Below are 13,573 nucleotides of genomic sequence, written 5' to 3'. Positions count from 1 at the left end.
GTTCTGTGTTGTCGGGCGGTTGTCGGGCGCTGCAGGCCGGCGCGCAGGAGGCGTTGTCGATCGCCGATTCTTTGCCGGGGAAAAATAGCGCGGCCGAAAATGGGTCCGGACACACGGAACGGGCGACGTTCCGAATTGCTCGGTCCGCCGCCCGCTAGCACGGAACCCGGTTACCATGCGTGCATTTCTGGGCTGCGTGGGTGGCCTCGGCGATCTTGCGATGCTTCAAGCTCCAACCCCACCCAAAGGACTGTCCAAGCTCTACCTGCTTTTCGCAATTACGCAGGCCCGCAACACTTCTGCCATTATCGCGGCTATGACTCCGCGTGGTTGCCGGGTGCCGTGCTGGGCGCCCGAGTCAGCAGGCCGAACCTTCTCTTTCGGATCGACCTTGGCCTCGCCGGGTTCCCGTGGTTCCTTTGTACTACTAGCCCCTTAGCGCAGCAAGGGCCAATTCTGTGAACATTGCGAATGTACAGGCGATGGGGTGTTTGCCAGGGCGGCCGTTCGGCGCGGCGCGCGACGCTACAACGCGAAGCGGCGCAACAGCGAATAGGTGACCGCGCCGGCCGCCAGCGCCGTGATGCTCACGGCGGCCGTGGTGGCGATGGCGGCACCCGAGGGCGCCGGGATCCGGTCCCGCAGGGACACCGGCCGGGAGAAACTCAGCACGGGCCAACCGCGTTCGGTGGCTTCCTTGCGCAGCGCACGATCGGGGTTGACCACGCTCGGGTGCCCGACGGCCTCGAGCATCGGCAGGTCGGTGATCGAGTCGGAGTAGGCGTAGCAGTGTTCCAACGGATAGCCTTCGCGCGCGGCCAGCTCGCGGATGGCTTGCACCTTGCCTTCGCCGTAGCAGTAGAACGCGACTTCGCCGGTGTACTTGCCGTCCTCGACGACCATCCGTGTCGCCATCGCGTGCGTGGCGCCGAGCGCGCGGGCGATCGGGGCCACGATCTCCTCGCCGGATGCGGAGACCACCACCACGTCGCGGCCGCACAGTTTGTGCCCCGCGATCAGGTCCGTGGCTTCGGCGAACACCAGCGGCGTCACGATGTCGTGCAGCGTTTCGTTGACGATCGACTTGACCTGAGCAACGTCCCAGCCGGTGCACATGTTGGCCAGGTGGGTGCGCATGCGGTCCATCTGATCATAATCGGCACCGGACAGCAGGAAGATGAATTGGGCGTAGCTGGACTTCAGCACGGCGCGTCGGTTCGGCAGTCCTTGATTGAAGAAAGGTTTGCTGACCGCCAGGGTGCTAGACTTGGCGATGATCGTCTTGTCCAGGTCGAAGAAGGCTGCGGTGCGGGCGTGTGGGGAGCCGGGCGGTGCGGCCTGGTCCGAGGTTTGCTGGGGTGCATCCGGGTCGGAGACGGTCACGACCTCAGCATAGGCGGACCCGGTCCCGTGATCCGGGCGATTGTCGGCGCAGCCCGCTGAGCAGTGTGAACAGGCAAAGCTAACGGTTTTTTGCGGCGAAAACCGCCGTCCGGGAAAACCGCTATTGCGTCAATCCGCACTGTCGTGTGTATAGTAAGCATTACTCGGTCTAAGCCGAGGGTGTATCAACCCTACCCCCGGGGCTGATTCACGACGACCTCCGCCTCCTCCCCTGGCGGGGGCCGTCCCTTTTCTGGGGTATTTTTCCGGCATTTCGGAATCATGGGCGCCGCCTCTACCGCGTTGCGGGCACAGTGTCGTAGCCTGGGCAAACATCTTCGCGACGCCTTTGTGCACACCTGCGTCTCTCTACAAATCCCGGTTTGGGACTGGTGTCCCATCTTGTGTTGCCCGCACGGTGAACTGGACCGGGTGACCACCACGGTCGGCGTGCGAGTGGTACACGCCGCCGCCTCGTCGATCGGGCGGAAAACCTGGTCGGCGACCGCCGCGGTGGTGCTCGACGAGGCGGCCGCCGCACGCGGTCGCGCCGGTTTGCCGCGCCGGCCGGACGTCACGGTGTTGAGCGCCGCCGAACCGGTGTCGTCCGCCTGGGCCGCGGCGGTCGCGGTCGGCGCCCAGGAGGTGCTGACGCTGCCCGGAGACGAACACGACCTGATCCGCGGACTCGCCGAAGCGGCCGAATCGGTGCGAGACGACCGATCGCACGGCGGGGTCCTCGTGGTGATCGGGGGTGTGGCGGCGCCGGCGTCTCGTTGCTCGCGGCCGCCTTGGCGCGAACCGTGGCCAACGCGTTGCTGGTCGATCTTGATCCATGGCGCGGCGGCGTCGATTTGCTGTTCGGCGCCGAGGCGACACCGGGAGTGCGCTGGCCCGACCTGGCCTGCAAGGCGGACGCCTCAACTGGTCGACCGTGCCCGACGCGCTGCCGCGACTGTGCGGCGTCAGTCTGCTGTCCTTGCCGGCGCCGCGCCAGTCGTAGAAGGTGCACGGCTCGTCGAACCATCTCAACAAGGTCAGTTGTTCAGGTCGACGAGCGCACGGTGAACGTCAGCCTGCCGCAAACCGTTGAGGATTCGCAGGGCCAGGTCATCGGTGACACAGCCGGGACCTTGAGCTCGGCGCGCCAGTTCATCGCCCGTGCGATCAGATGTTCCCGGCCATCGGGGCTGGGTTCCATCGCACTGCGCCCCACAAATCCGATCCGGATCTGCTGCCCCTGCCAATCCGTGAGATCCCAAGTGCTTCAGAGGGTTAGACCGGGCTCCGCCTTGACCGCCATGGCCAGCACCTTGGTTTCGTTCGGATTGAGTTCCCGCGTCGGCAGGTCCTCGGCAAACGCCCGGCCCGAACGTCACCTCGACGTCCGGATTTTCCGCTAATCGTTAACGACTCCCGGGTATCGGTGGCTACGACCATTGCCAGATCCCATTTCAGCGGTCCCGCGGTGGGCCGCTCGGGCGGTTCGATGTCGGCCGGCCCGGTCCACACCTGCACGCCGTGGATGCAACCGTCGGACATCACCACCGCTTCGGTGCGAATCACCCGGTCACGCTTGGGTGTGATGGTGGTCAGTCCCTGCTCGGTGCGTATCGACTCCGCGATTGCGGTGCGAACTGCGGCGAAGGTAAGGTTTGTGATCGGGACAAGGTTCTTGAGCTGACGCCCTTGTGCGACTACGACGGGTTCGTCCCCCAGTGTCTCCACGAGCAACCAGTCGTGGGGCGTGACGTCAATTTTAGTGTGCGAGGTGGACTACCGGTGTGCCCCGGGCGGGTACTCGTTGTGCCAGCAAACGTCGTTCGTATAACGGCAAATCGCATTCACGGCCGCCAAGTTACTCATAAGTTTGCAAACAGGATCACCGCCTTGGTAGGTTCACCACTCCGGCCGTTGATCTCGCTTTGAGATAGTACGTTGGCGTTTCTTCCACCACGAGGGACCGCACTCGGCGGCTGTTGTTTGCAGACCATGGAGGTCGACCGTCGAGGGGTCGGTCGCCGTCCATGGAGAGCTCAGCGCGATCGCTACAGCAACTCCGCAAGCACAAGTCGCAGCACCATCACCGCTCCCGCCTTGTCCAGCGGATCGTTGCCGTTGCCGCACTTCGGGGATTGCACGCACGACGGGCACCCCATCGGGCATTCACACGCCTCGATGGCCGCCGCAGTTGCGCTCAGCCAGGTCCGGGCCCGTTGGAAGCCCCGTTCGGCGAATCCCGCCCCGCCTGGACACCCGTCATAGACGAAAACGCTCGGCTCGCCCAGCGGCCCGACCGCGGTGGACAGGCCGCCGATGTCGCCACGATCGCAGCTGGCCACCAACGGCAGCAGCTCGATCGCGGCATGCTCGGCGGCATGCAACGAACCCGGAATTCGTGGCGCATCGATTCCATTGCTCGCCAACGCCTCCGGCGTGATCATGTACATGACGGCGGTGGTGTCGGAGCACCTGTTCCGGCATGTCCAGCTCGATGAAGTCGATGACCTCGCCGGATAAATGCCGGCGCAGGTACCCCACAACCTGGTGGGTGACTCGGACCGGCACCACGGCCCAACGTCACAGGACCGTACGTCTGTCGCTCACCCCTCCCAGTGACCTGAATGTCGACGATCTCGCGGGCGAAGGTGGCGTATCCGGGATCCTCGGGCGTGCACGAACGCGATCGCGTCCTCGAGGTCCAGGGAATCAACGACATAACTATCACCTTGGTGTAGGTACACCGCGCCGGGATGGATCGACGCCGGGGCTTGACCCACCCCGGTACTGCCCAGCAGGCGCCCGGTGTCGGCCTCGACGATCACGATCTGGCCACCCGCCGCGCCGCGGATGTCCACCGCGCCATGCGGTTCCAGCCCGGGCGCCGGAAAATACTTTCCGCTGTGCCGGCGCAGCAGCCCGTCGTCGACGAGTCCTTACGCCACTTCGGTGGCACCGAAATCGCGGACCTCGGCATCTTCGATCGGCAATTATGTTGCAGCACAAAGCAGTTGGCGACCAAGTAGGTAAGGATTGGTGGGATCGATCACCACCCGCTCAACCGGTTTGTCCAGCAGCGCGGCCGGATTGTGCACACCAGATAGGGTCCAGTGGGTCGTCGCGGGCGATCAGCACCACCAACGCACTCTGGCAGAGGCGGCCCGAGCGGCCGGCCTGCTGCCAGAACGACGCCACCGTCCCGGGAAAACCGGCCAGCACCACCGCGTCCAAGCCGGCGATGTCCACCCCCGAGCTCGAGCGCGTTCGTGGTGGCCAGCCCGCGCAAATTCCCCTCGGCCAGCGCGCGCTCCAGCTCGTTGCGGTCCTCGGCCAGATAACCGGCCCGGTATGACGCCACCGTGTGCGACAGCTCCGGTGCGACGTCGTCCAGCCGGGCCCGGGCGCCCAGCGTGGTCAACTCGGCGGCACGCCGGGACCGCACGAAGGTCAGGGTCTGCGCGCCCTCCGCGACCAGGTCGGCCATCACCCGCGCGGCCTCCTCGCCGGCGGAGCGGCGCACCGGGGCGCCGTGTTCGCCGGTGACATCAGTACGCAGCGCGGGCTCCCACAGCGCCACGGTGCGCGCACCCTGCGATGAGCCGTCCTCGACGACCTCCTCGACGGGTAGGCCGATGAGTTCCGAGGCCGTCGCGCCCGGTGAATCCGTAGTCGCACTGGCGAAGATCACCGTCGGCGGTCGTCCCGGCTCGGCGGCATAGCGCGCGCACAACCGCAACAGGCGGCGCAGCACCATCGCCACGTTGGAGCCAAAAACCCCGCGGTAGTAATGGCATTCGTCGACGATCACGAACCGCAGTCCGCGCAGCAGCACGGCCCACCGCGGATGATTTCGCAGAATGGACAAATGGATCATGTCGGGGTTGGAGAACAGCCAGCGTGAACGCTCCCGCGCGAAACGACAAACCTCGGCCGGACTGTCGCCGTCGTAGGCGGTGGGGGCCGCCACGAAACCGGGCTGATTCAGCCGCGGCACCGCCAACGTCAGCGCGTGCGCGGCGCGTAACTGGTCGTAACCCAGGGCTTTCGTCGGCGACAGATACAGCACCCGGGCCAACGGATCCGTCGCCAACGCGTTGAGTACGGGGAGTTGATAGGCCAGCGACTTGCCCGACGCGGTACCCGTACTGACCACGACATGACGACCCGCATAGGCCAACTCGGCCGCCCGGGCCTGGTGTGACCACGGCTCGCGGATCCCGCGCTCGGTGAAGGCGGCGACGACGTCGGGATCGGTCCAACCCGGCCACGGATGGGGCCGTCCGCTGCGCGCCGGCAACTCCGCGACGTGGCGCACCGGTTTTTCGTCCGGTGCGGCGCCGGCCAGAGCGACGGCGAGCAGATCGCTGCCGAAATTCGGCACCTCGTACCCTCCAAAAATCCGTCCGCGTCGCAACTCTGTCGCCAAGACGTTGAACATGGTTGACTGATTGCGGTCGTAGCTTCTGTGTTCGTGTCAAACTTCGCAGGATCGACGTTGCGACCCGCGGTTCCTGCGAGGTTAGCGTTCGGGTGACGTTCCGACGACTCCGCGAGGTAAGCGGTGACAACGGGCCCGGGGCACCGAAAAGCGGTGCTCCGAACCTTGAAGAAAAGGAAAGATCGAGAATGCCACAGGGAACTGTGAAGTGGTTCAACGCGGAGAAGGGTTTCGGTTTTATCGCCCCCGAGGATGGTTCCGCGGATGTTTTTGTCCACTACACGGGGATCCAGGGTTCGGGATTCCGCACCCTTGAAGAAAACCAGAAGGTCGAGTTTGAGATCGGCCACAGCCCTAAGGGCCCCCAGGCCACCGGAGTCCGCTCCGTCTAAATCGAGCAGATTCTGACGAAAACCCCCCGTGCAATCCACCCAGCGGATTTCGCCGGGGTTTTCACTATCTATTGCACGGGTGTGCAACCCGGGCCGCCGCGCCTGGCGGCCGCCGCGCTGAAAACCTGGCGGCGCGGATCGCCCCTCCTGGCTTACTGTCGGTGAGGTGAGCCAGCTTTCCTTCTTCACAGCAGAGGCGGTGCCCCCCGCGGTCGCCGACCTGTGCGGGGTGCTGGCGGCATCGGGCCAGATCGTGACGGTCGATGGGCCGGAATCCCGCGGAGCCCGGCTTTCGGTGGTGGTGGACCAGCCGTGGCGCGCCGCGGCCTTGGCCGAGATGATCGAACAGGCCGGCCTGGTCCCGGAGATTAGCCGTACCGATGAGGACACGCCGCTGGTGCGGACGGCGATCGACCCGTCACTGACCGCGATCGCCGTCGAATGGATCTGCGGCGCGGTCAAAACGGTGCCGCCGCGCTGGCTGCCCGACTCTCGCGAGCTACGAGCGTGGACCATCGCGGCGGGCACCCCGGAAGGCGATCACTATCAGCTCAGACTGGACCCGCACACCCCCGACACGCCTTCGCCGCTGGCGTCGGCACCCGCGGCGGCCGTCCGGCCCTGCGGATCAGCGGTAGGCGCAGGCTATCGAGGCTGGTAGAGAACGTCGGGGAACCTCCCGAGGGCGCCGAAGTGGTGGCGCAATGGCCCCGAGTTTAACCAGGTTGTTCGGGGAGTCGGTTTGCGTCCGCCCGCCTCAGGGTGCGAAATTGTCAGGTGCCCACAGGGGACGGAACGTTGGCGTATCTGAATTTCAGCGGAATTTCAGGATTTCAGCGGAATTTCAGGCGTGTCCCTGTCATTCGTCCCTGCAGGGCAGTCTCGAACGGGGACCAGGAGAAGATATGGAGCGTAACCGTAGGTGGCTGACCCGACTTTAGGCCGCGAAAACAGCGGCAATGGCAGCCGTAGGCGACTTGTCATCGTCGAGTCGCCTACGAAAGCGCGCAAACTTGCGGGCTACCTGGGCTCCACTTACATCGTCGAATCCTCCCGCGGCCACATCCGTGACCTGCCGCGAGCCGCCGCCGATGTGCCCGCCAAGTACAAGTCGGAGCCCTGGGCCCGGCTCGGCGTGAATGTCGACCACGATTTCGAACCGCTCTACATCATCAGCCCGGAAAAGAAGAGCACCGTCAGCGAGCTGAAAGGCCTGCTCAAAGACGTCGACGAGCTCTATCTGGCCACGGATGGTGACCGGGAAGGCGAGGCCATCGCCTGGCACTTGATGGAAACGCTGAAGCCGCGCATCCCGGTCAAGCGGATGGTGTTCCACGAGATCACCGAGCCCGCCATCCTCGAGGCCGCGCAAAACCCCCGTGACCTCGACATCGACCTGGTCGACGCGCAGGAGACCCGCCGCATCCTGGACCGGCTGTACGGCTACGAGGTCAGTCCGGTGCTGTGGAAAAAGGTCGCGCCCAAGCTGTCGGCGGGACGGGTGCAGTCGGTGGCCACCCGCATCATCGTGCAGCGGGAACGCGACCGGATGGCGTTCCGCAGCGCGTCGTACTGGGACATCGTTGCCCAGCTGGACGCCAGCGTGTCCGACCCGAAGGTGGCGCCGCCCACCTTCGCCGCGCGGCTGACCTCGGTCGACGGCCTGCGGGTCGCGACCGGCCGTGAATTCGACTCCCTAGGGCAGCTGCGCAAATCGGATGAGGTCGTCGTGCTCGACGAGGCGCGGGTGACCGGGTTGGCCGCCGGATTGCGCGGGGCCCAGCTGTCTGTGGCCTCGGTCGAGGAGAAGCCCCATACCCGCCGCCCATACGCGCCGTTCATGACGTCGACGCTGCAGCAGGAGGCTGGCCGCAAGCTGCGTTTCTCGTCCGAGCGGACGATGAGCATCGCCCAGCGGCTCTACGAAAACGGCTACATCACCTACATGCGTACCGACTCGACGACGCTGTCGCAGTCGGCGATCAACGCCGCCCGCACCCAGGCCCGCCAGCTCTACGGCGACGAGTACGTGTCGCCGTCACCGCGCCAGTACACCCGCAAGGTCAAGAACGCCCAGGAGGCCCACGAGGCGATCCGGCCGGCAGGCGAGACCTTCGCTACTCCCGACGCGGTGCGCCGCGAACTCGACGGCGACGAATTCCGGCTCTACGAGCTGATCTGGCAGCGCACAGTGGCCTCGCAGATGGCCGACTCCCAGGGAACCACGCTCAGCCTGCGGATCAACGGTCAATCGCGGGAGGGCGACACCACTCGCGACGTGGTGTTCTCGGCCAGCGGGCGCACCGTCACCTTCGCCGGTTTCCTCAAGGCGTACGTCGAGACGGTGGACGAACTGACCGGCGGCGAGGCCGACGACGCCGAAAGCCGGTTGCCGCACCTGACGCAGGGCCAGTGGCTGGACGTCCTCGAGCTGACCCCGGACGGACACTCGACCAACCCGCCGGCCCGCTACACCGAAGCCTCACTGGTCAAGGTGCTCGAGGAGCTGGGTATCGGCCGGCCGTCCACGTACTCGTCGATCATCAAGACCATCCAGGACCGCGGCTATGTGCACAAGAAGGGCAGCGCTCTGGTGCCGTCCTGGGTCGCATTCGCCGTAACCGGTTTGCTGGAGCAGCATTTCGGCCGGCTGGTCGACTACGACTTCACCGCCGCGATGGAAGACGAGCTCGACGCGATCGCGGCCGGCAACGAACGACGGACCAACTGGCTCAACAACTTTTACTTCGGCGGCGACCACGGCGTGGCCGATTCGGTGGCCCGCTCCGGGGGCCTGAAGAAGCTCGTTGGCGTGAACCTCGAGGGAATTGATGCCCGAGAAGTAAACTCCATCAAGCTGTTTGACGATGAGCAGGGCCGTCCGGTCTATGTTCGGGTCGGCAAGAACGGCCCATACTTGGAGCGCACTAGCGTCGGTGAGGACTTCGAACCCAAGCCGCAGCGGGCCAATCTCAACGATTCCCTGACTCCCGACGAGCTGACGCTGGAGGTGGCCGAAGAACTTTTCACCACACCGCAGGAGGGGCGCTCGCTGGGGGTGGATCCCGAGACCGGCCACGAAATCGTCGCCAAGGACGGGCGATACGGGCCGTACGTGACCGAGGTGCTGCCCGAGCCGCTGGCGGAGGACGGCCCCGACGGAGGAGATGCCGCCCCGGCGAAGAAGGGCAAGAAGCCCACCGGTCCCAAACCCCGCACCGGCTCGTTGCTGCGCACGATGGACCTGCAGACCGTCACGCTCGAGGATGCGCTCAAGCTACTGTCGCTGCCCCGGGTGGTCGGTGTTGACCCGGCCACCGGTGAGGAGATCACCGCGCAGAATGGGCGCTACGGCCCATACCTGAAGCGCGGCACCGATTCTCGCTCACTGACGACCGAAGAGCAGATGTTCACGATCACGCTCGACGAGGCGCTGAAGATCTACGCCGAGCCGAAACGCCGCGGCAGGCAGAGCGCGGCAGCTCTGCCGCTGCGCGAGCTGGGCACCGACCCGGTGTCGGGGAAGCCAATGGTGGTCAAGGACGGTCGATTTGGGCCGTATGTCACCGACGGCGAGACCAACGCGAGCTTGCGGAAGGGCGACGACGTCGCCACGATCACCGACGAGCGCGGGGCCGAGCTGCTGGCCGACCGGCGGGTCCGGGGGCCGGTCAAGCGGACCGTGAAGAAGTCGACCCGCAAGGCTCCGGCGAAGAAGGCCGCCAAGCGCAACTAGTCGCACCCGGTCAGATTATCTCGCTGGAGAGTTGCTCGTCGGCATAGTCCTGCTGTTTCGAAACCGTTTCGGGCGCAGCGAGATTCAGCGGTCGCGACAGCTGGGTAGGCGCGGTGCGGCCGCGTAGTTCGACGACCTCGCCCACATCCCAGCACAGCGCCTCGGCGTCCAGCGCGCCGCTGACCGCGATCGCCGACGCCAGCACGTGGCCCGGCTCCAGCTTGGCCAGCTCGGTCAACCGCGCCGCCTCGTTGACCGGGTCGCCGATCACGGTGTACTCGAAGCGCGCCTGCGCGCCGATGAGGCCGGCGATGGCCCGGCCCGCGGACACCCCGATGCCGAATTCGGCACTGCCGATCACCGGCAGGAGTTCGTCGTGCAGCTCGCGGGCCGCGGCCAGCGCACCGCCGGAGGCGTCCGGGTGCTCGATGGGCGCGCCGAAGATCGCCAGCGCGGCGTCCCCCTGGAACTTGTTGACGAAGCCGCCGTGGCGGCCGACGGTGTCGACGACCACCCGGAAGAACTCGTTGAGCAGGTGGACCACCTCGGCCGGCGGGCGGGTCGCGGCCAGCTGGGTGGAGCCGACCAGGTCGACGAAGAGCACCGCGACGTCGCGCTCTTGGCCGCCCAGCTCGGTGCCGCGCTCCAGCGCCCGGCGCGCCACGTCCTCGCCGACGTAGCGGCCGAACAGGTCGCGCAGCCGTTGCCGCTCGGACAGGTCGCGGACCATGTCGTTGAATCCTGCTTGCAGCAGGCCCAATTCGCTGGCGTCGTAGATCTGCATGTGCGCTTTGTAGTTGCCGCGCTGGACCTCCGACAGCGCCCAGCGCAGCTGCCGCAGCGGGTCGGCGATCGACATGGCCACCAGCAGGGTGCTGATCAGCCCCACACCTAGTGCGGTCATGGCCAGCAGCAGGATCGGGTTGAACAGACTCTTCGGCGGCGCGTGCAGCAGCGAAACCTTGTCGGCCACCACCGCGAGCACGATGGCCAGCAGCGGCACCGCGGTGGAAAGCATCCAGGTCAGAATCTGGCGCAGGATGACGCCCGGCGCCTTGACGTTCTCCGGCACGCCGCTGCGCAGGGCCGCCACCGCCACCGGCCGCAACACCCGTTCGGATTGCAGGTAGCCGATGATCGCGGTGGCCGCCGCTCCCAGCGCGGTGGCCACCGCGACGACGGGCGCCGCGAACTTGGCCACCGACCAGCTGGCGATGACGAACACCACGCCGCCGATGCACCAGTACACGACGGTGCTCAGGGTGCGGTAGTAAGGCATGCGCAGGGCGCGGCTGCGGGCCAGCTCGGTGGCCGTCGGATCGGTCTCCGCGAGCATGTTGTCGCGGCGCTGCCAGCGGAAGACCGGCATCAGCAGCTTGAGGTTGACCACGACACCGACAAGGAACAACACGACCAGAGTGCTCGCGAAGATCGCCAAGTTGAGAGTCGGCAGATCCTGCAGTCGAATACGGTCCTCGGGGGGGAGACCGTAGCGCAGGAAGCCGAGCACGAAGAGCGCGCCGATGACGTCGGCCTGCAGCATGCTCAGCGAGAACAGCGGCCACGGCGTGCGCACCACCCAGCGGATGAATGCGCTGATTCGCCCCTGTAGTGCACCCGACGTTGCCACCAACCCACCGTATCGGTCGGTGGCGACTTGTCGGTAACCCAAAATTGCGTGGGCAAGTCACCCGATGCTAACGAAACATCGAGAAAGATCACGGAAATGTCGCGATCCGGTATCCGCACGATCGCCGTCGGTCCGTCTCACTAGTGTTGCGGATGATGTCCGGTTTGTTTACGCGGCTGGTAGGCCAGGAAGCTGTGGAAGCGGAGCTGCTCGCGGCGGCGAATGCGGCCCGCCGTGATACGTCTCACAGTGACGCGGATCGCGGGACTATGACACACGCGTGGCTCATCACCGGTCCCCCCGGGTCGGGCCGCTCGATCGCGGCGCTGTGCTTTGCCGCGGCGCTGGAATGCACCGCTGCCGCCGAAGACGGCGGGCCCGGGTGCGGCCGGTGTCGGGCGTGCTCGACGACGATGGCCGGCACCCACGCCGACGTGCGCCGGGTGATCCCGGAGGGACTGTCCATCGGCGTGGACGAGATGCGCGGCATCGTGCAGATCGCGTCGCGCCGACCGACCACCGGGCATTGGCAGATCGTGGTTATCGAAGATGCCGACCGGCTAACCGAGAACGCCGCCAACGCGTTGCTGAAGGTGGTCGAGGAGCCGCCGCCGTCGACGGTGTTCTTGTTGTGCGCTCCGTCGGTGGACCCCGAGGACATCGCGGTCACGCTGCGGTCTCGGTGCCGGCACGTCGCACTGGTGACGCCGTCGGCCGAGTCGATCGCGCGGGTGCTGATCGACAGTGACGGCCTACCCGCCGACACGGCCGCCTGGGCGGCGTCGGTCAGCGGCGGCCATGTCGGGCGGGCGCGGCGGCTGGCGACCGATGCGGAGGCCCGGGAGCGGCGCGAGCGGGCGCTGGGACTGGTGCGCGACGCGGCGACCCCGTTGCGGGCCTACGCCGCCGCCGAGGAGTTGGTGGCCGCGGCCGAAACCGAGGCCGTCGTTTTGACCGTCGACCGGGCCGAGGCCGAGACCGAAGAACTGCGGACGGCGTTGGGGGCCAGGGGCACCGGCAAGGGCACCGCGGGTGCGATGCGCGGTGCCACGGGCGCGATCAAGGATTTGGAGCGACGGCAGAAGTCCCGACAGACCCGCGCGTCCCGCGATGCGCTGGACCGGGCGCTGATCGACCTGGCGACGTATTTCCGGGACGCCTTGGTGGTGTCGGCGCATGCCGGCGGGGTGCGGGCCAACCATCCGGACATGGCCGAGCGGGCGGCCGCGCTGGCCGCGCACGCCGCGCCGGAGCGGCTGTTGCGGTGCATCGAAGCGGTGCTGGAGTGCCGCGAGGCGTTGGCGGTCAACGTCAAGCCCAAGTTCGCCGTCGACGCGATGGTGGCCGCCATCGGGCAGGAACTGCGGGATTGACGCCGGGCAGCCGGTGAAGTTGGGTGCGCGCGCGGCTGCCGTAGACTCGTGCCGCCCGGCGCGAGGGTATGCCGCCTTAGCTCAGTCGGTAGAGCGATTCACTCGTAATGAATAGGTCGGGGGTTCGATCCCCCCAGGCGGCTCCAATGTTTCCTGCGAACTCTCGGTGAGTTCGGTCACCGTTGGCCCGCTTTCGGGCAGTGTTTCGGCCCTCTCGCGTTGCAGTCGGCATCATCGGCAAGGTGACTCGACACCGAGTGAGGCTTACATGAACACGCGAATCCACTACCCGATCGGCGAGGCAATCTGGATCGCCGCGGGCATCTTCTTGATGTTCGCCTTCGGCGACGCGCTCGTGCTGTCGGCTCTTGCGATGGCGACCGCGACCATGATCGCGCCGTGGTGGGCGTACCGCAAGGTCGAGCACGAGCCCAAGCGTGCCCCGGTCCCGGTACGCGGGCCGGACGCTTTCTGATCACGCGGCTGCCCGCGGTGCGGTTTCCTGTTCTGCGGGCCGGGGTAGGCGACATCGATGACCACTGCCGAACAGCCGCCGACCGAAGGCGACGAACAGCCCCCGCAGGCCACCGAGAACACCGACGAGGACGACCAGTCGTCGGA

At 66.6% G+C, this 13,573-nt stretch carries 6 protein-coding genes, 1 tRNA gene and 4 pseudogenes; 7 read left to right on the top strand and 4 right to left on the bottom strand.

The window, feature by feature from the left end; genetic code table 11:
* Positions 1-525: 525 nt before the first annotated feature.
* Positions 526-1,383 (bottom strand): HAD-IB family hydrolase, encoded by an 858-nt coding sequence (locus tag FQ389_RS07650; protein WP_144206581.1) that lies wholly within the window; start codon positions 1,381-1,383, stop codon positions 526-528.
* 399 nt (positions 1,384-1,782) lie between these two features.
* Here FQ389_RS07650 and ssd point away from each other — a divergent pair.
* Positions 1,783-2,362 (top strand): annotated as a pseudogene (gene ssd / locus FQ389_RS19445) (septum site-determining protein Ssd); the annotation flags it as partial.
* A 5-nt stretch (positions 2,363-2,367) separates the two neighbouring features.
* Here ssd and FQ389_RS19440 read toward each other — a convergent pair.
* Positions 2,368-3,141 (bottom strand): annotated as a pseudogene (locus tag FQ389_RS19440) (PAS domain-containing protein); the annotation flags it as partial.
* Positions 3,142-3,431: 290 nt separating this feature from the next.
* A pseudogene (locus FQ389_RS07640) lies at positions 3,432-5,764 on the bottom strand (DEAD/DEAH box helicase).
* A 245-nt stretch (positions 5,765-6,009) separates the two neighbouring features.
* Here FQ389_RS07640 and cspA point away from each other — a divergent pair.
* The 3 genes and pseudogenes from cspA to topA all read left to right on the top strand — a co-directional run bounded on the left by cspA (position 6,010) and on the right by topA (position 9,949).
* Positions 6,010-6,213: a cold shock protein CspA gene (cspA, locus tag FQ389_RS07635; protein WP_144206579.1), complete on the top strand. Its 204-nt coding sequence runs from the start codon at positions 6,010-6,012 to the stop codon at positions 6,211-6,213.
* A gap of 166 nt (positions 6,214-6,379) precedes the next feature.
* A pseudogene (locus tag FQ389_RS07630) lies at positions 6,380-6,933 on the top strand (hypothetical protein).
* Between the two features lie 202 nt (positions 6,934-7,135).
* Complete coding sequence (gene topA / locus FQ389_RS07625; protein ID WP_144206577.1) at positions 7,136-9,949, top strand: type I DNA topoisomerase; 2,814 nt, start codon at positions 7,136-7,138, stop codon at positions 9,947-9,949.
* A gap of 10 nt (positions 9,950-9,959) precedes the next feature.
* On the opposite strand, the gene FQ389_RS07620 is transcribed toward topA, so the two are convergent.
* On the bottom strand, positions 9,960-11,624 hold the full coding sequence (locus FQ389_RS07620; protein ID WP_144206575.1) for an adenylate/guanylate cyclase domain-containing protein: 1,665 nt from the start codon (positions 11,622-11,624) through the stop codon (positions 9,960-9,962).
* Between the two features lie 110 nt (positions 11,625-11,734).
* On the opposite strand from FQ389_RS07620, the gene FQ389_RS07615 reads away from it, so the two are divergent.
* The 3 genes from FQ389_RS07615 (at position 11,735) to FQ389_RS07605 (ending at position 13,427) form a co-directional block, all read left to right on the top strand.
* On the top strand, positions 11,735-12,952 hold the full coding sequence (locus tag FQ389_RS07615) for a DNA polymerase III subunit delta' (RefSeq protein ID WP_144206573.1): 1,218 nt from the start codon (positions 11,735-11,737) through the stop codon (positions 12,950-12,952).
* 70 nt (positions 12,953-13,022) lie between these two features.
* Positions 13,023-13,098 (top strand) — tRNA-Thr (locus tag FQ389_RS07610).
* A 122-nt stretch (positions 13,099-13,220) separates the two neighbouring features.
* A complete protein-coding gene (locus tag FQ389_RS07605; RefSeq protein WP_144206571.1) occupies positions 13,221-13,427 on the top strand; it encodes a hypothetical protein in 207 nt (68 codons plus the stop codon).
* Positions 13,428-13,573: the final 146 nt, after the last annotated feature.

Source organism: Mycobacterium tilburgii (assembly GCF_902168065.1).
GTDB classification, from domain to species: Bacteria; Actinomycetota; Actinomycetes; order Mycobacteriales; family Mycobacteriaceae; genus Mycobacterium; species Mycobacterium tilburgii.
The sequence above is the reverse complement of the archived record's forward strand: the minus strand, read 5'-3'. Positions and strand labels throughout refer to the sequence as shown.